Source organism: Flavobacterium sp. DSR2-3-3 (assembly GCF_049896585.1).
Lineage (GTDB): Bacteria > Bacteroidota > Bacteroidia > Flavobacteriales > Flavobacteriaceae > Flavobacterium.
Map to the genome: position 1 here is coordinate 212900 of NZ_JAFCUP010000003.1, position 20994 is coordinate 233893.

9 protein-coding genes are annotated in these 20994 nt (G+C 31.5%); all 9 read left to right on the forward strand.

The window, feature by feature from the left end:
- The first annotated feature begins 3 nt into the window (after positions 1-3).
- The 9 genes from ACP7AQ_RS05785 (at position 4) to ACP7AQ_RS05825 (ending at position 20980) form a co-directional block, all read left to right on the forward strand.
- Positions 4-1632, forward strand: a complete 1629-nt coding sequence (locus ACP7AQ_RS05785) for an MBL fold metallo-hydrolase (protein ID WP_426094746.1) — start codon at positions 4-6, stop codon at positions 1630-1632.
- 37 nt (positions 1633-1669) lie between these two features.
- Positions 1670-7669, forward strand: a complete 6000-nt coding sequence (locus ACP7AQ_RS05790; RefSeq protein ID WP_426094747.1) for an amino acid adenylation domain-containing protein — start codon at positions 1670-1672, stop codon at positions 7667-7669.
- Between the two features lie 167 nt (positions 7670-7836).
- On the forward strand, positions 7837-10221 hold the full coding sequence (locus tag ACP7AQ_RS05795) for an outer membrane beta-barrel protein (protein WP_426094748.1): 2385 nt from the start codon (positions 7837-7839) through the stop codon (positions 10219-10221).
- 15 nt (positions 10222-10236) lie between these two features.
- On the forward strand, positions 10237-10956 hold the full coding sequence (locus tag ACP7AQ_RS05800) for a thioesterase II family protein (RefSeq protein WP_426094749.1): 720 nt from the start codon (positions 10237-10239) through the stop codon (positions 10954-10956).
- A gap of 58 nt (positions 10957-11014) precedes the next feature.
- Positions 11015-11374 (forward strand): hypothetical protein, encoded by a 360-nt coding sequence (locus ACP7AQ_RS05805; RefSeq protein WP_426094750.1) that lies wholly within the window; start codon positions 11015-11017, stop codon positions 11372-11374.
- Positions 11375-11386: 12 nt separating this feature from the next.
- Positions 11387-13024: a cyclic peptide export ABC transporter gene (locus ACP7AQ_RS05810; protein WP_426094751.1), complete on the forward strand. Its 1638-nt coding sequence runs from the start codon at positions 11387-11389 to the stop codon at positions 13022-13024.
- 89 nt (positions 13025-13113) lie between these two features.
- On the forward strand, positions 13114-17559 hold the full coding sequence (locus ACP7AQ_RS05815) for an amino acid adenylation domain-containing protein (protein WP_426094752.1): 4446 nt from the start codon (positions 13114-13116) through the stop codon (positions 17557-17559).
- Between the two features lie 39 nt (positions 17560-17598).
- A complete protein-coding gene (locus tag ACP7AQ_RS05820; protein WP_426094753.1) occupies positions 17599-19536 on the forward strand; it encodes an alpha/beta fold hydrolase in 1938 nt (645 codons plus the stop codon).
- Between the two features lie 73 nt (positions 19537-19609).
- Positions 19610-20980 carry a hypothetical protein gene (locus ACP7AQ_RS05825; RefSeq protein ID WP_426094754.1) on the forward strand — a complete coding sequence of 457 codons (1371 nt, stop codon included), beginning with the start codon at positions 19610-19612 and terminating at the stop codon, positions 20978-20980.
- The last annotated feature ends 14 nt before the right edge of the window (positions 20981-20994 follow it).

A 20994-nucleotide genomic window follows, 5' to 3' on the forward strand; every position in this document is an offset into this window, starting at 1 on the left:
AAAATGGAACTTAATAAAAATGAATATTACTTGAAATTAAATGTAGCAATTGAATCATTAGTTGATAAATGGTACGCATGGTCACACGTTATATCACCTGCAACTGCGGCAATGAATATAAAAGACAGGCATTTAAAAATTATGGAATCCTATATAAAGAATCCTAATGTACATGCTGCAGCCGTTGAAAATCCTAAAATGTTAGGAGGTCCATTTATAGATTATAAGGGGAAAAGAGTTGACGAAATAAAGTTTTTATATGAAGAAACTTTAGCAAAAAGAGCAGATTTACTGGAGTTAAGAGAAGCAATTATTGAGCTGAACGGCATATTAAAAAGAGAAGCAAAAGGATATTCCCTAAACGAGTTATACGCTAAAGTTCCTCATGTTCTAAAAGGTTTTGTTGAGTTGTATTATGACTTGAACAATAACGCAAATTTCAGGTTTTTTGAATATTTATTGTATAAAAGTAAATATTACGATGAAACGGCTCAATCTATTTCATTACAATTAGTTGAGGCTGATGATTCACGCTCTTTCGTTCTAAGTACGCCAAGATTAAATGATGATAATTTGATTCATTTAGACATACCATTCAGATCAAGTGTTATCGATGAACTCTTTAAAATGAAAGAGACGCCCAATGATTATGATACCATAAAAAATCTTTTAGGCATAAGTACTGAACAGGAAGGATTGTTTCAGCAATTTTTCACAAAAGAAGCGCCGCCTAAGTTTAAAAAATATGATGGTACTGGCGTTAGAACAAGATATTTTGGACATGCATGTGTTTTAGTGGAAACAAATGAAATTTCTATTCTGGTTGATCCTGTTATCAGCTATGACGGTTATGAAAAAGAAGTCAACAGGTATACCATTAGTGATTTGCCGGAACAAATTGATTATGTGTTAATAACGCACAACCATCAGGATCATATTTTACTTGAAACATTATTGCAATTAAGACATAGAATTAAGCATATCATCGTGCCAAGTAACGGAAAAGGAAATTTACAGGATCCAAGTATAAAAATGATGTTCAACGCTATTGGGTTTAATAATGTTATCCAGTTAGACGAAATGGAAAACATTGAGATGGAAGGTTGTGCCATTACAGGACTTCCGTTTTTAGGAGAGCATTCAGATATTGATATTAGAAGTAAGCTGTGTTATCATATTGCATTGCATAATGATTTGAAAATTTTATTTACAGCTGATTCGTGCAATATTGAGTCTAAAATATATCAAAGAGTTCATGATGTTATAGGAGATGTTGATGTTTTATTTTTAGGTATGGAATGCGAAGGAGCTCCTCTTTCATGGCTTTACGGACCTTTAATGCCTGAGAAATTAGATCGCGACAAAGATTTATCACGAAGATTAGCCGGATGTGATAGTGACCAGGGACTATCGCTTGTTGATATTTTTAATCCTCGAAATGTATTTGTTTACGCAATGGGATTAGAGCCATGGCTGGTATTTATTAGTTCAATTAAATATACAGATGAGTCCAGACCTATTATCGAATCTAATATACTAGTTAACGAATGTATAAAAAGGGGAATTGATGCTGAAAGGTTGTTTGGAGAAAAAACCATTGAGTATAGCGGAAAAGTAGAATATGCTTTTTAAAATTAACCTTAAAAATTAACCTTAAAACAAGTTTATCGTGAAAAATCATATAAATAATCTGCTTAATAAATTAAAGGAACAACACATATATCTAAAATTAAATAATGAAGGTAATATTGAGGTTGTCGCTGATCAGGGTAAAATTCCCTCTGAAATGATTCATGAAATAAAGAATAATAAAGAAGAAATCATTCTTTTTCTAAAATCTTTAACTAAAGAATCTCGTAGTAAAATAGAAAAAGTTCAGCTATCAGATAGTTACGCAGTCTCTTCAGCACAAAGAAGGCTGTGGATTGTTTGTCAAAATGAAGAGGCGTCAATTTCATTTAATATGCCATCGTCTAAAATTTTAGATGGAGTAAAAGATAAATTAAATCTATTTAAAGCAATAGATTCAGTTATAGAGAGACACGAAATATTAAGAACCGTTTTTAAGGAAGAAGAAGACGGCGTGTTAAAACAAGTTGTTTTAGACTCAAAAAGCCTGAATTTTAAAGTTGATTATAAAGATTTTAGGAATGATTGTAATAGTCACTCTAAAATTACAGATTATTTAAAAGCAGATTCATTTAAGCCATTTGATCTGGTTAACGGACCATTGTTGAGAGTTGCTCTTTTGCAAATCTCAGATGAAAAATACTTTTTTTATTACAACATGCATCATATCATCAGTGACGAATGGTCAATGGGTATATTAGAAAAAGAAGTTCTTGACTATTATCAAACTTACCTTACAGATACTGCGACAGGTTTGCCTGAATTGCAAATTCAATACAAAGATTACTCTGTTTGGGAAAATGCTTTATTAGTGAGCAATGAAATGGACGAACACAGAGAGTTCTGGAAAAAGAATTTATCTGATGAGTTGACGGTTCTCAATTTACCGTCAACTAAAAAAAGGCCAAAATTTAAAACCTATAATGGGGACCATTTTCAAACCAATATAGCAGCAAAAAGTGTAAAAAAATTAAAAGGAATAATTCAAAATGAAGAAGGCAGTTTGTTCATGGGATTACTCTCTGTTTTAAAAATCCTTTTATATAAATATACAAATGAAAAAAATATAACAATTGGTTTTCCAATGGCTAACAGACAAGATTATGAACTCGAAAATCAAATTGGGTTCTATATCAAAACATTAGTGCTGCGCAATAATTTAGATCCGGAAACTAGTTTTGTTGGCTTTTTTAAGGAATTGAAAAAAAATACATTATCATCTTTTAAACATCAGGATTATCCGTTTGATGCAATGGTTAGCGATTTAAAATTAAATCATGATCCGGGCAGAACACCTGTTTATGATATCTCATTTACATTTCATGATAGCCATTTAAAAGAGCAGGTTAAAAATACAGAAGTAGAATACGGTGCAATTAAAAGTTTAGGAAAAGGAAAATGTAAGCATGATATTGAATTTCATTTTGAGGAAGTGGATGACTATGTTTCTTTCTCAATGAATTTTAATACAGATGTTTATGAACCTGAAATGATAAAAAGATTCATGGCTCATTACAGTAGTATTTTGTCTGAAATTTCAAATTCTCCTGATACTTTAATTAAGGATATTAGTTTTTTATCAGAAGAAGAAAATCAAAAATTACTACATGATTTCAATCTTTCAAAAGCTGATTATCCAACTGAAAAAACAATGGTTCAATTGTTCTCTGAAAAAGTGGAGAAAACACCGGATAGTATTGCAGTTTTCTTTGATGAGAAAAAGTTAACATACAGAGAATTAGATTTGTTATCAAATTCCCTTGCGCAGACTTTACAGAATAATTTTGATATCAAAAAAAATGATTTTGTCGGAGTTCATTTAACCAGAAGCGAATTGTCTGTTATTTCTATTTTGGGTATCTTAAAAGCAGGAGGTGTTTATGTACCAATTGATACTGAATTGCCAGGTAACAGAAAACTTTATATCGCTCAGGATGCTGATTTAAAACTGCTGATTACTGAAACTACCTTTATTTTTGATCTGGATTTTTATGAGGGAGATATTTTTTCAATAGATGTAGAGTTAGATTTTAATCCTAAGCTTACCGGTTATCAAAATTCAGAGTTGCTGCCAACTGATCTTGCCTATGTTATTTACACTTCAGGATCAACAGGAAACCCTAAAGGAGTAATGATTAAGCATGGCGGTATCATGAATTCGATAGTTTCTCAAGTAGAACTTTTTAAAGTGCACGGTGCTTCAAAATGGCTGCAATTTTCTTCCTACTCATTTGATGCTTCAGTTTATGAAATTTTCATTTCACTTTTAGGAGGATATTCGTTGTATATTTTGAATGAAAAAACACGAAAAGATCTAAGACTGTTTGAGAAATACATAGCCGACAATGAGGTTGATATTGCTATTTTACCTCCGGCATTTTTAAAAATGTTAGATGTTCAGTGCTTAAAAGGATTTAAGGCCCTAATAACAGGAGGAGAGTCTGCTGTATATGACAAAGTTTCAGAATTTTTACAATATGGAACCTATTACAATGCTTATGGACCAACAGAAGTATCTATTATAGGAACAATCTTTAAAATAGAAAAAGACACTCAATTAACATCTGAAATTATACCAATTGGTGGTCCGGTAGCGAATACTGAAATTTATATTCTGGATCAGTATTGTAATTTATTACCGGAAGGAGTTATTGGAGAAATGCATATATCAGGTGCAGGATTGGCAAAAGGATATTTGAATCGTCCGGAATTAACAGCAGAAAAATTTATACCTAATAGCTATAAAGATGGCGAATTAATGTATAAAACAGGAGATTTAGGAAGATGGCTGCCAGATGGTACTATTGAATATACAGGAAGAATAGACGAGCAGGTAAAAATAAGAGGTTATCGCATTGAATTAGAAGAAATAGAAAAAAATCTTTCTTTGCAGGATGGCGTGAATCAATCTGTAGTAATCGTTAAGGAAAGCGATGGAGATAAATATTTAGTTGCTTATTATGTTGCTGATGCTGAATTAGATAAAAAAGAATTGCAAGCTGGTTTAAGTAAGGTATTGCCGGACTATATGATACCTAAGTATTACGTGCAATTAGAAACAATTCCTTTATCAACAAGTGCAAAAGTAGATAGAAAATTACTTCCGGATGTTGTTGAAAATGATTTAATAAAAGAAGAATATATTGCTCCAAGAACTGTAGAAGAAAAAGTTTTGGCAGCAGTATGGTCTGAAGTCTTAAAATATGATAAAATAGGAGTAAAAGACAGCTTTTTTAATTTAGGAGGAGATTCGATAAAATCTATATTGTTGATTTCTCGTTTAAAACAACAGGGATATGTAATAAAAGTCGAACAAATATTACGTCAGCCGGTATTAGAAAATTTAGCCAAACTGGTTGAAATAAATACCATAGCGATAGACCAAGAAGAAGTTGAAGGCGAAGTTATATTAACACCTATTCAGCATTACTTTTTTGAGAGTGAAACAATACCAAATAAAAATCATTACAATCAGTCTGTATTGTTAAAAAGCAAAGAAGCTCTGGATTCATCAGTATTAAAAAATGCTATTGATTCCTTAGTGACACATCATGATGCATTGAGAATGGTATATAAACACATTGACAATAGATGGACGCAGTATAATAAAGACACATCCGGAATTCATTATAAAATTGATTTTTATGATTTGACAGAAGAAGCCGATGAATTAACAGCTTTAAATACGCTTGGAAATGAGTTGCAATCATCATTTGATATTAGTTCAGGAGATTTATTTCATGTAGGACATTTTAGAATGTCAGATGGAGACCGATTAGCCTTAATCATTCACCATTTAGTAATTGATGGCGTATCGTGGCGTATTTTGTTAGAAGATTTATCCAACTTATATATTTCCTTTAAAGCAGAAAATGAACCTAAACTGCCATTAAAAACAGATTCATTTAAACGATGGGCTGACTTGCAGAATGATTATGCAAAAGGTGAGAAAATGCAATTGGAGAGACAATATTGGGAAAAAATTAGTAGAGAGTCAATTCCTTTATTACCATCTGATCATACTAAAACAACTAAAGCTTCACTTATTGATAAAAGAAATCGTTTTATATTAGATAAAGCGATAACCGAAAAGCTGCAGACTCAGGTTCATGATGTATATAATACAGAGATAAACGATATTTTATTAACAGGATTAGGCTTGGCTATCAAAGAAGTTTTTGGAGTTGACAAGAGCGTTATAAAAATGGAGGGACACGGCAGAGAAGAAATTATTGACGGAGTTGATATAGGAAGAACCCTGGGGTGGTTTACAAGTGTATATCCTTTTGTACTGGATATTTCGAATCAGGATGTATTTGAACTTGTAGCTGTAAAAAATGCATTGCGCAAAATTCCTAACAAAGGGATTGGTTACGGTATTTTAAATTATTTAGATAAACGATTTGAGCAGGTATTAGTTCCAAGTATTCAATTCAATTACCTAGGAGATTTTGGTGCAAATGCCGGAGGATCAGGTGATGAAGTTATGTTTGAATTTGCATCTGAAAGTATAGGTTCTTCAGTAGATGTTGCCAATACAGGAAGTACAAATTTACTGGACGTGTCCGGAATGCTGGTTTCTGGTTCATTGAGCATGACAATAGGATATTCAACCGAGAAATTTTCTGAGAAAACAATCGCAAGACTTCTTTATTCTTTTGAAAAAAACTTAGAATATTTAATTGAAACGCTTGCTTTAAAATCGGGAGATAAAAAACAAACCGCGACTGTTTTACCATACAAAAAAATAGATACTGAATGGTCATTTGGTGATTTAATGGAATTATCTCCAAATCAATTGAGATTTTATAAATCACAATACGCTTGTGTTACCATAAAAGAAACGATGTCTAATTTTAATAGAAATTCTTTTGAAAACGATTTTAGAGAGTTCCTTTTAGGTATCCCTGCTTTATCTATGAAACTCGAAACGATTGATAATAAAATCTATCAAAGATATATTAATCCTAATGACGTGGAATTGGAGATATTAATTCAGGATATTTCTTTAATAGATGAGAAACAGATTTTAAAAATAGAGAATGAATTTTTAGGAAGACCTTACGATCTAATAAATGAAGGGCTTATTAGATGCTTGGTTTTACAAGAAGGCGAATTTAGTAATAATGCAAGTATAACTTTAAAGATACATCATTCACTTTTAGATCAGTATTCAGTAAACAGAGTTTATTCAGAGCTTTGTAATTATTTTCAAGGAGACGGAAGACTAAATAATTATTATTGCCATCCATTTGATTTTATAATTAAGAAGAAAGAATTTTTGTTGTCTGATGAAGGGCTAACAGAAAGGGAATACTGGAAAGTTGCATTGCAAAATACCACCTTATATAGTAGTGAAATCAATCAAAATGAAGAAACTATAAACGTTATACAGGAAACAGTTATCTCGGATGATAGATTTATAAGTATTAAAAAAGCAGCCAAAAAGAATAACCTTCCATTAAGTGCTTTTTTCATTGGTTTTTACGAGATGATATTGAATACTGTCAATATGGATAAAAAAATGCTCTATAGTTTTTTAGTAAACGGAAGAGAACAGGAAATAGAAGGAATGGATGTAAATCAAGTATTAGGAGTTACTGATAATGCTTTGCCAATTGCATATAAAAAAGATAATTCTTTATTGGATTTGCCATCAATTTTAGAAACCTATATCAAGTATCTTGAAAATAGAACCTACCAAAGAATACCGTATGAAATTATAAGAGAAGATATAATGAAATCTACCGGATATGATATAGATGAAAATATGAGCGGCTATCTAAATTTATTCATAAGAGATGGTTTTATAAATTCAAAGAAAGGTGTTAATGATAGAGAAATTTATGATGAAAAATTCTTAGATTTTTATGGAATCAATCTGGAGTGTGAAATCTATCAAGACGGAGTTTACTTAAAATTAATATGTCCAAAAGACATTTATGAAAAAAAGAGAGATTTAATTTCTTTATGCAGCTTTATACAAGATTTATTAGAAGGGCTTGAAATTAATCAGAAGTCCGAAATCAATACTTTATAACTTATTAAAGGCCTATTACGGTAATTAAGATCCATGCTGTTTTTTTAAACAGAAACGGCATGGACTACTTTTTACAAATCGATACTGTTAACTAAAAGCAAAATTAACAAAGGTTCACCGGTTACATTGTATAATAGCAATTATGGAGAAGCTTAATAAAATATAAGATGAAAAATATACTATTAATATTTATAATTATAATGCCATTTTATTCTTTTTCTCAAATAAAGATAAATGGAGCCATAAAAGATGAGGCTGGTTTGGTAGCTAATGTAAATATCGTTTTGTCAGATAATAACAATCAAATTGTTAAAAAATTGACTACAGGTCAAGATGGTTTTTTTGAGTTTGTAATTTCCAAAGGTACTTACATATTAACAGCTAACCATCCAAATTATGAGTCTTATGTAAAAGAATTTACAGTAGAAAGTGACACAGAACTGAATGGGATTGTTTTGGAAAAGAAAGCAAATATATTGGGAGAAGTAGTGGTTAAAAGCTCAGCTAAACTAATAAAAAGAAAACTAGATAAAACTGTTTTTTCTGTACAAAACAGTCCAATTGCAAGTACAGGTAATGGATTTGATGCTTTAAAGAGAACTCCAGGCTTGACTTTGAAAAATGATGAAATTACGATGTTAGGTAAAAGTGGTGTTAGAATAATGGTCGAAGGAAAAATGGTGGAGCTGACAGGGGAGGATTTAAAAAATTTCTTAAAGACCCTATCTGCGACAGATATTAAGGAAGTTGAAATAATTTCGAATCCATCTTCTAAATATGAAGCAGAGGGAAATAGCGGGATTGTTAATATCATTTTTAAAAGATTAAAAAAGAATTCATGGAGTGACAATATTTCCTGGACAAAAATCCAGGCGAGACTTGGGAAACAGTCTATCAATAATAATTTTAGTTATAGAAAGGATAAAGTCAATTTGTCCCTGAGCACAGGATATGATTTTGGTGATACATACATCGATCAGCGTATGGAAATCTATTTTACAGATTCTCCTCTTAAGTTAAAAACTATTCAAACACAGAATGAGAACAACCTTTCTACAAGATTTTTATTTGATTATGCTATTACAGAGAAAGATAAGTTAGGAATTCAGTATTCAGGATCATTTATAAAATCCAATTTAAAAGACAATATTGAGACTAGAGTTTTTAATAACGCTGATGAAATTGATTATTATCTGCGGGCTAATGGTGATTTAAATGCCAATAAAAACAATCATTCAGTGAATTTATTTTATGAAAAGAAACTGGATACACTTGGAAAAAAGATTCTTTTTAACTTCGATTCTTTGAATTTCGACAGAAATGTAGAAAGCTTTTTGTTATCAAAAAAATACAATTCAAATAATGAATTTTTGAATAACGATTTTGCAAATAACTCAAATGTAGATCAAACTATAGACAATTATAATTTAAAAATAGATGTTGAACACCCATCTAAATTTGCGAATTTTCAATACGGTACTAAAGTAAGTTTTATTAATACAGAAAATAACAATATATATTTAGACCTTATAACGGGCAGTCCGGTTTTTGATCCTTTACTTTCAGACCAGTTTAATTATCAGGAAAATATTCAGGCAATATACGGAACTGGGAATAAAAAAATCAACCAAAAAATTGAAATTCAGCTTGGATTAAGAACAGAATATACTCAAACCAGGGGAGAATCTAAAAAATTAGATCAGATTAATCGAAATGAATATTTTAAATTTTTTCCAACTTTATTTTTATCGTATCAAAAAAACGATAACAATGTTTATAGTTTTAATTATGGAAAAAGAATCCAAAGACCTAGTTATTCGTTGTTAAATCCATTGCGTTATTTTGTTAATAGTAGTGTATCTTCTCAAGGGAATCCTAATTTGCAACCAGCTTTCATAGATAACTTTGAATTATCTCATACTTATAAAGATAATTTAAATACTAAAATTTCATTTACTTCAAAGACCAATGCTTATGGAGTTGTTTTTATTCTGAATGAGGAAACACAGGAGCAAATAGTAACTCAGGAAAATTTTTATACAAACTATAGTTTTTCTCTAACCGAAAATTATCAATTACCAATTTTTTCATGGTGGAAAACAGATAACACGATATTCTTTAATTACTCGGTTTCTGATAAGACAAATAATGATATTAATGCATCGGTTAGAAATGGTCTGGAATTTTATAGTTCTGTCAACAACCTTTTTACATTGGACAAAAATGGAAAAGTTCTGGGAGAAGTTAATTTTTGGTACAATTCACCTTATAATGATAACCTTTTTAAATATTCTCAGGCATCATCTGTAGATATTGCTCTTACATACAAATCGATATACAGGAATTTGAATCTTTCTGCCGGTATTTTCGACATTTTTAACTCCAGTGTCAGAAAGATGTTTTCAGAGGTTAACGGTATACATCAAAATTACATTTCATATCCAAGCAATAGATATTTTAGGATTTCTCTGAATTATATGTTCGGAAATGATAAGATTAAATCTCTAAAAAGGAATTTTGGAAATGAAGAAGAAAGAAAAAGAAGCAATTAATTTAATATGATTTTTATGAAAAACCAGTTATTTCTTTTGCATTTTGCAGGAGGCAGTTCATTTTCGTTCGATTTTCTTAGAAAGAAATTGGATTACAATTTCACGTCTATTGCTCTTGAATTACCGGGAAGAGGCAAAAGAATGGATGAAAAACTTATCAGGTCAAAAGAAGAGGCGATAGATGATTATTGCGATCAAATTGTGAAGTTAAGAAATGGAGCTCCCTTTGTTATATATGGACATAGTATGGGAGCAACATTAGGATTGAGTGTGGTTTCACGGTTGGAAAAAATGGGCCATTTTCCAGAACAGCTCATAGTTTCAGGAAACGCTGGTCCGGGAATAAAAAAGAAAAAAAATTTTATGCGCTATTTGTTAAGTGATCCTGAATTTAAAGAAGAATTGAGGGAATTGGGCGGAATCCCCGAAGAAGTGCTGAAAGATGATGAATTGTATGATTTTTTCGCACCAATAATACGCGCTGATTTCGAATGTCTTGAAAAGGATTCCTTCTCAGAAAAAGGAATTATAATTAATACCCCAATTTATGCCATGATGGGAACTGGAGAAGAGACTTGCCATGAAATTAAAAACTGGAGCAAATTTACAGATTCTGATTTTAAATACTGTGTTCTAAACGGGAATCATTTTTTTATCTATCATCATCCAGAGGAAATAGCAAGAGTATTAAAAAAGTCTTTTTCAGTGAACAAAAAGAATTTATTGGAAATTTAAAAAGCAAATTCCGCTTTCCTAGCATATAAACTTTAGTAATTAAAATTTTAAAAAAAATATGGATAATAATATAAGAGAAGTGTATTGTGTTGCAGGCGGGTATGTTTATATATTTGGTATAAAGACTACAATTCAGAATATAGACGACCTCCAACCTATCATCATCAATGACATCCTAATTTCAGAAAACCTGTCGATGAAGGTCAGGTATATCTTAGGAAGTCTTAATTTTATGTTTAATGAAACGCTGTCAGCAAGCCACAATATTGAGAAAGAACAGTCCTTAGCAGTAAAAATAGTAAAGTTGTTGTTAAAAATTATTGAAACTTTTGAAGGCAATATCGAGTCGACAGATATTGAAGAAAGAATTTATCAAATTGACGAAGAAAGGGTCGAATTAAAACTAAAATTAACATAAACGTAAATGACCATGCTAAAAATAAAAAAAAGTGAAATTCTTTATTTACTGTTATATGCCATTCCAAATACCTTATTGACATTTACGATAGTATATATCATAAATAATGTCATGGCTGGGGATAAGGCTTTTCTTAAAGATTATATGGGAATTGTATTTACTTCTATTCTTGTGTATACTTATCTGCTCAATGTTATCTTTCAAAAAAAACTTAATAAGTTTTCATTCAATTTGCTCTATGAAAACGAAAAGAAAATTTTTAAACAGATACTAAGTGTGCCATTGTTAAAACTGGAACAGTACGGATCGCAGCGATTTTACACAGTTGTAGAAGATTTAAGGACTTTTTCCTTATTGCCCTATACTGTTACACATACCATTAATTCGATGCTCATGCTTGTTTTGTGTCTAATTTATATGTTTACACTTTCGTTAGTATCTGCTCTGATAGTAATAACCCTGATTGCTCTGGTAGGCGCCTGTTATTTTATTGTAATGAATACGATGTCTAAAAAAGTAAATCAATTAAGGGAATATAATGATGGATATTATAAATCTGTGGATGACGTCATAAGAGGTTTTAAAGAATTGAAAATTAATTTTTTAAGAAGGGATAACCTGATGAACAAATTTATTGTACCAAACAGGGATGAAGCAATGAATTTGGATTTCAATATAAATTATGTTTTCCTGTCCATAAACTTAATTAGTCAGTACGGATTGTATTTTGTTGTAGCAGTAATTTTATTTGTATTGCCAGTATTTGGCTTACTTTCACGAGAGGATGTTATTTCTTATGTGGTGATTATTTTATTTATATCTGGGCCAATCAATAATATTATTAATCTGCAACAACTCTATACTCGATTTTTTGTTGCAAATACTAGGATTTCAAATTTCATGAAAGATTTTGAAGTTGAAGATGAAGAATTGGAATCTAAAAAAGTCGCTCTGCATGATTTCGAATCTTTGAATTTTAACAATGTTGGTTTTTCTTATCCAAGTAAAGACGAAGATACTGCTTTTGAATTAGGACCAATAAACCTAAATATCCTAAAAGGAGAAACTATTTTTATAGTGGGGGGCAATGGATCAGGCAAAAGTACATTTATAAATTTACTTACCGGACTCTATAAACCGACGGCAGGAGAAATAATTATAGACGAAAATAAACTAAGTGGTAACAAAGGAGTGAACATACAGGATTTGATTGCAGCTGTATTTACAGACAATCACTTGTTCTCCAAGAATTATGATAATTATACTTTAGAAAACAATAAAGAATACATCGAATTATTAAAAACGATGGAGATGGATCGAATTATCTCAGATGATAAGGATGCTTCTATCAGAAGAAAATTCTCTAAGGGACAAAGTAAGCGAATGTCCTTGATATTTAATTTATTGGAGAATAAACCAGTTATGGTTTTGGATGAATGGGCTGCTGATCAGGATCCACATTTTAGAAAGTATTTTTATGAATTTCTTTTGCCCAAATTTAAAGATGAAGGCAAGACAATAATAGCAGTAACCCATGATGATTCCTATTTCCATTTGGCAGATCGAATCATAAAATTCGATTATGGTACTATTGTCAAAGAAATAAAAACTACTAACAAAGAAGAATTGATCGAAAACATTTGGGCCTAATTTAAGTAAATTCTTTAACCGGAGATTACTCTTACAAACTTAATTTATTAGAAGTTTGCTGGGGATTCTTATCCTTAATTTTTATTAAAATGAAACTTACACTTCCTCAACAAGATGTTTATTTTGAGCAACTTATGTATCCTGGTGATCCTGTTTATAACATAGGAGCAAAGATTTCTATTAATGGAGATATTTCATATGAAGTATTAAATCAGGCCTATATAGCACTGATTAACCAACATGATTCTTATAGAAGCATTATAAATCAATCTGGAGAACAGGTTGTAATCCATACAATAGAAAAGCATGATTCGTTTTTAGAATATATGGATTTTTCCTTTGGTGAGAATGTCGATATAGAAGCAAATGAATTCATGCAACAAAAATTTCAGGTTTCCATAAAGTTGAACACGAAAGAGTTACTGCACAAGTTTATTTTGATAAAAGTAAGCGAAACACAACATTATTTATTTTCTGTGTATCATCACATTATTACAGACGGATGGGGAACTTCTTTAATGTTTCAGCGATTAGTTAAAAACTACAATGAAATTGCGATAACTGGAGGTGTAACTTCGAGTTATCCATATACATATAAGGATTTTTCTATAGATGATCAAATCTATTTTTCATCTGAAGATTATGAGAATGACAAGAATTATTGGAAGGATAGATTTAAAGAACTTCCAGAACAGTTACTAGAAAAAATAGAAAACACAGCCAAACCCAATCAAAGTAAAAGAAAAGAAATTACAATAAAACGTGCAGTTTACAATCAATTAGAGCAAGTAAGTAAAGACTTAGGATCAACAACCTTTCATGTCATACTAGGAGTCTTATATCTTTATTTTGGAAGAAAGCACCAAAATACAGATTTTACTATTGGGCTTCCAGTATTAAACAGAGGCAAATCTATATTCAAGAAAACGGTGGGATTATTTATGGGAGTGTCGCCATTGCGCATACAATTTAATATTGAAGATGATTTTGAACATCTTATTAAAAATATCAGGCAGCAATTGCGTCAGGATTACCGTCATCAAAGATTTCCTTTAGGGAAATTGATTAAAGAATTAGGCTTGTTTCAGGAAAGTCAAAGACTATTTAATATTACATTGTCTTATGAAAAGCAGAATTACGCAGATCATTTTATTAATACCGAAACAAAAGTAATTCCATTATCACATCATTCAGAGCGCGTTGCTTTGGCTATTTATATTCGTGAATTTGATCAGCTTGAAGATGTAAAAATTGATTTTGACTATAACATTAATTATTTTAATCAGGCAGATATTGAAAGGATTGCAGAACACTTTGAAACATTGCTTTTTGAGGTAATCGGTAATCCTAAAAAAATACTTTTAGATTACGAGTACATTACAGCAACAGAAAAAGAGCAGTTACTGGATAAATTCAATATGACACAATTTGATTATGATTCAGAAGCGACATTATTAGATGCTTTTAAAGGTCAAGTAAGCCAAAACCCAAATAAGATTGCGTTAAAAGATCAGGAAAGAGTGTTTACTTATCAAGAACTGGACTTGTTTTCGGATACGATTGCTTTTCATTTACAAAAAAAGATGAATAAAGAGAAGCCGGCTCCAATTGCGGTTTTGATGAATCGTTCTGCAAATCTTGTAGCTACTTTATTGGGAGTTTTAAAATCAGGGAGTTCTTATATTCCATTAGACCCATCCTTTCCTAAAGACCGTCTAGAATATATTATTGATCACAGCGAAGTACAGCAAATTATTTCTACTCAAGATCTAAAACAGAGCGTAGGAATAAACAAGGAAATCATAGATATTGAGTCAGTTTCGAATGAAGTAATTGATTTGAATAAGAATGTATTAAAGAATCCTCTTTCACAAAGTACGGCTTATATTATTTATACTTCAGGATCAACAGGTAATCCTAAAGGAGTAGCAATTAGCCACAAATCATTACTTAATTTTTTGTTAAGTATACAACAGGAACCTAAAATCGAAGAGAACGACTATCTATTTTCTGTTACGACACAATCTTTTGATATCTCAATACTTGAATTTTTCACTCCATTAATTGCTGGTGCTGGACTTTATATTGCAAGCGAGGAACTTTTATCAGATCCCTTGGCAATGGTAGGTGCATTAAAGGAATTAAAGCCAACCATAATTCAGGCAACACCAAGCTTTTATCAAATGCTTTTCAATGCTGGATGGAAAGGAAATAAGTTGATTAAGATTTTATGTGGTGGTGATTTGTTAAGCGAAACATTATCAGAAAAATTGTTAGAGACAAATGGGGAATTATGGAATATGTATGGACCGACAGAAACAACAATCTGGTCTAGTTGCAAAAAAATAACACAAGCAAACGAAGCTTCTAATATTGGTAAACCCATCAATAACACAAAACTTTATATCCTTGATAAAAGTATGCAGCTTCTTCCTATTGGAAGTGCAGGAACTATTTATATTGGTGGTGATGGGTTAGCACAAGGATATTTTAAAAATCAAGAATTGACTGATGAAAAATTTATTCAAAGTCCGTTTGATTCCAATCAAAAAATATATGATACTGGAGATTTAGGATGTTGGAATGAAAAAGGGGAAATAGAATTTCTGGGTCGTAATGACAATCAGGTAAAAATAAGAGGATACCGCATAGAACTCGGTGAGATTGAAACTAAATTAAATCAGATAAGTAATATTAAGGCATCAGTAGTTGTAGCTCAAAAAATTAAAGAGCATGAAGCGCTGTTACTTGCTTATGTAGTTGTTGAAAATAAAGAATTTAGTGCAGCTGAAATCATTAGCGCACTGAGACAAGAATTACCTGAGTATATGATACCACATGCAATAATGGAAGTAGACAAATTTCCATTAACACCAAATAACAAAATAGATAGAAAAGAGCTTTCATTGCGTAAAATAATTATTGCAAAAGCAACAGATTTACATGAAATGCCAACAACAACACTACAAATTAACCTTCATGAATTTTATAAAGAAGTGTTAGAAATAAAGGTAGAAATTGGTATTACAGATAATTTTTTTGCATTAGGAGGACACTCATTAAATGCAGTAAAATTAATTAACCGTATAAGTGAGCAATTGTATTACAGAATAACTCTAAAAGACATTTTTGACTACCCTACGATTCAAACGCTTTCTGGCTATCTTGAAAATAAAGAGATTGAGCAAAATGAAGCTATTGAACCTGCAGACGAAAGCCTATATTATGCCATTACGCCTTCTCAATACAACATATGGCTGGCATCGCAACTGAAAGAAAAATCAATATCCTACAATATGTCGGCCGTATTCAAAATACAAGGTCAGATAAAAAAAGGGGTGTTAGAGCAAGTGCTGTTAGAATTGCTGAAAAAGTATGAAATCATAAGAACAAATTTTATTGCGATCGAAGGGATCCCTAATCAAAAAATTACTGCTGCAGAGCAAACAAAGATAACAGTGGATGAATTCTCCTATGAAGAAAAAGAACGAATCAAGTCGATACAAGAGTACATAAACAAAGCCTTTGATTTAGAAAACGAAACGTTGCTAAAAGTGGCGTTGTTTCATCAAAAAAACGGAGACTCTTATTTGGTGTTTTGTACCCATCATATCATTATGGACGGCTGGTCTTTAGAAATTTTAGTAAAGGAATTTGTCGCCCAATACAAACAAATCGAGCAGCAGAAAAGCGTACAGGATCACAAATTAAAGTTTCAGTTTAAGGATTATGTCGCATGGCATCAGGACCAACAGAAAAACACAGCCGAGACAAATTTAAAATTTTGGAAAGCCTACCTGGAAGGATGTTCCTGGAAAAACAGCATCCCTTTTGATGCAGATGATTATGAAGAGAAACATGCAGGTACAGATTATGATTTTGTATGCAACTCCATTAGCTTTTCAGAATTACATGAGTTTGCGCAGCAGCAAAAGATATCGCTTCATACCCTTTTGGCAGGTACATTTAGTTTGCTCCTGCACAATATGTACGGAGAAGAAGATTTTTGTATAGGAACAATTAATTCGGGGAGAACACACGCCGAACTGCATAATCAGCTTGGAATGTTTGCGAAAACCGTTCCCTTAAGAAATCGTATAAACGCAGAAAACAGCCTTAGCGAACTGCTAAAGGAAACGCACCAAAATCTGTTACAGATTGATGCGCATCAGGATCTTCCCGAAGTCATACAGAATAAATTGCGATTTGACGTACTGTTGGTATTGCAAAACCCTTCGTTTAGCTACACAAACATTCCGATCAACGAAAAGCTGCATTTGAAAATAGCGCCTTTGAGCACTTCTTACAGCAGACTTCCTTTCTTAATTAACTTTGTTGTAAACGAGGGAAATTTGTCAGGAACAATAAGTTATAATAGCACAAAGTATGAAGTAGCAACAATAGAATTAATTAAATTAAAATACGAGAAATTGCTTCGCGAAATTGTAGAAAATGCCAACCAATCTTTAAGAGCAATAGACATTAAATTAGCTATTGAGAAAGAAAAAACAATAGACATAGGTTTCAATTTTTAAACTTGAATAAATACCAGAAAAAAATATAACACAACCATTATGAAATTAAGAAAAACAATTAGTACTATTTCTTTTTTATTTGCAATCCTCATCGGAAATTTAAATGCACAAAATGTGACTTTTGAGAAAAAAACCGCTTTTATGCCTCAATTTAAAGAATCTGATCCAAAAAAAATTAGCTGGGGATACCTCACTGTTCCTGAAACATGGGGAGTTAATGATGGTAAAACAATAAAAATTGCAGTAACCGTATTAAAAAAGAATTCAACAGCGAAAGATTCGAATGCAGTCGTTTTTATACAAGGAGGCCCCGGAGCGAGTGGCATTGACAATATTTGGTTGTGGTTGAATCATCCGCTGCGCGAGCATAATGATATCGTATTATTTGATGTTCGCGGAACAGGATATTCGAAGCCAAGGCTGGATGGGGAATTAGGAAAGAAATTTTTGGAAATTCTGGCAAAGAACCAATCGAAGGAAGAAGATGAAAAGCAAAAAACAAATGCTGCAATGATCTGCAAACAAGATCTTTTCAATAGAGGTGTTAATATCAATGCTTATAATAGCCAAGCTGTTGCAAATGATCTTCATGCATTAAAGGCAGCTTTAAAATACAAAAACTGGAATGTATACGGGGTGTCATACGGAACATATATGGCACAAGTATATGCAAATAATTTTGGCGGAGATATAAAATCATTGCTATTAGATTCTCCAGTTTATGATATTTCGACCTATTATGTAGAAAATACTTCTAATTATATGAATAGTTTGCAGAAAGTATTTAAAATCTGTAAAAACGATAAGACATACGATAAGCAATATCCTAATTTAGAAAAAATATACTATGAAGTAATTGCCGATTTAGAGAAAAATCCTCTAAGAGTGGCTGTAGATAAAACATTAATATCTTCAGGTACATTTACATATAATGCGGAAGATTTTAAAGTGGCCGTTCAACAAGCCTTATACAATAAAAAATTGGTAGAAGTTATTCCGTTGTTAATTTATCAGTTTTATGAAAGAAAAGTAGAATCTTTAGGAAACCTTACAAGCGCTTTCTCCACTTTGTTGGCGATGGATTATGGCGTGTATTATTGTGTGAGTTGTAATGAGACGCTTCCTAACAATAATTTTTTTAAATATCAAAAAAATGCAGCGCAATTCAAGGGATTAAATGGAGGGATTTCATTTTACAAATCTGATTTTAAAGTATGTGATGCATGGAATAATAATCGTACAGTAGCAAAAAAAGATTCTAATCTTTTTAACCTTTCGACTGCTACATATCCTGTGTTGGTTTTTTCGGGTGAATTTGACCCAATTACGCCGCTGGATAACGGAAAAAAAGTGGCACAAAGATTCGGTAAAGCCAATTATATTAAAGCTAAAACATACGGGCACGTTCCTAGTTTTACAAAAATTGGATACAAGGTTGTGGAAAATTTTATCGATAATCCGGAACAGAAACTAGATCTCGATATGTTTAATAAAGCCGATAAAGTTAAGCTTGTTACCGGAATTACGATTAACAAAGGAGTTTCTAAAACAGGTAAAAGTATTGGAGACCAAGATCCTATTTTTCTATTTCCTTTAGTAACTGCCTTACTATTATTGCTGGCATTTGTTTTTACGTACCTTGTAAAGTTAATAAAAAAGAGATATACCACGATTCACGATAAAATTGTAAGGATTGGTGTAACGATTACTTCTATTATTGGAATGGTGCTTTTTGGATGTTTGCTTATGGCAATTATAAAAGTCTCAGAGCAGAACTATTTCATTTTAGCATTTGGTCTTCCGGAAACCTTCAACTACATATTTATGTTGGTAATGGTATTTTTTACGTGCCTGATTTTGACTTTGGTGTATTTCATCTTAACTATAAAAAAAACCGATGCAAGAAGCGTCGTTTTCTCCGCGATTTTTTCAAACATATTATTAGCAACCTATCTGTTTTATTGGGGAATAATATAACACGTTTGAGCGGGATTAATAGCCTGTCTTGTTTCAATTAAAAGAATATATATTTAAATAAAACCACTTTTTTATGATAAAAAATACTACTGAAGAATATACAATCCTTTCTGAAAAATTTTTAGAATTTGAGGGCAATAAAGACATTCCTGCAAGAATAAATACCAATCATGATTCCGTTCCTGATGTCTTTAAAAGTTATAAGTATCCTGTAAGCGGATGGCCGGTGCTCATCAATAAACAAATGACTCAAGAGTTAAAAGAACTATCTGTAAAAATTCCTGGCTTATTAAAACAAATACCCTCTTTGTATTTTAATGAAGATATTAAAAAAATAGCTGAGTTTTATTTCGAAGGAGACGAAATGATGACAGAATTTGCAATGTTATGTCATAAAAAAGATCTTGAAATAGGTTGTAGATTAGATCTGACCTATACCGAAGATGGATTTAAAGTTTTAGAAGCCAATATTGGATCTTCAATAGGAGGATGGCAAATACAAAGTTTTGAATCTCTTATAAGGAATAATCATCCGGAATTAATAAATAAAGACAAAGTTTGTAATTATATGGGAAGGAATACATTACAGATATATATGAAATTCCTTATAGAACAAATAATTAAGCAGGTTGGTGAAAATAGTATCATTAACATATTTATGGAGATGAGTAGTGTAGGTGATGAATCTGAAAAGCGACAAAATTTATATTTTTTTGACGATCTATTTAAACAAGAACTTGCAAATTACGGGGTAATAGGAGGAGCGTATACCGGAGATATAAATTCATTAATATTGATAGACGGAAACTTATGTCTTGGCGATAAATTTATACATGGTTTAGTAATTTTAACAATGGATATGAATGTTACGCCATCAATATTTAGAGCATTTATGATGGATAAAATTTATCTTCCAGACCATCTTGGCCTTAGTATGCTCGGTGATAAGCGAAACCTATCTATATTGTTGGAATTAGCGCATAACGGAAAATTTTCACCAGAAGAAAATGCATTAATACTAAAAAATATCCCATGGACTTCGTTTATCGAAAATAAAAAAATATTCTTCAAAGACAAAGAGTATAATCTTCTCGACTTGCTAAAAACTGACAAAGATAAATTTGTGATAAAAGTAGCAAGAGGATATCAGGGAAAAGATGTTTTTATAGGTAAATTTTCAAGCGGAAAGGAATGGGAAGAAGCTTTGGAAATTGCATTGAAAAATGATGCGTTTATTGCTCAGGAATTTAGTGATTCATTGGACTTTTCTGCTCCTAACAGACAAAATGAATGGACACCACATAAACTTATTTGGGGCGCATTTGGTTTTGGTGATTGCTATGGAGGTGTTTGGGTAAGAATGTCAGAAGAAAGAACGGATGTAGGTGTTATAAACTCTGCAACAGGTGCCGTTGAGGCAATAGTGTTTGAGATTGCTAATTAATGCTAAAGACAAAA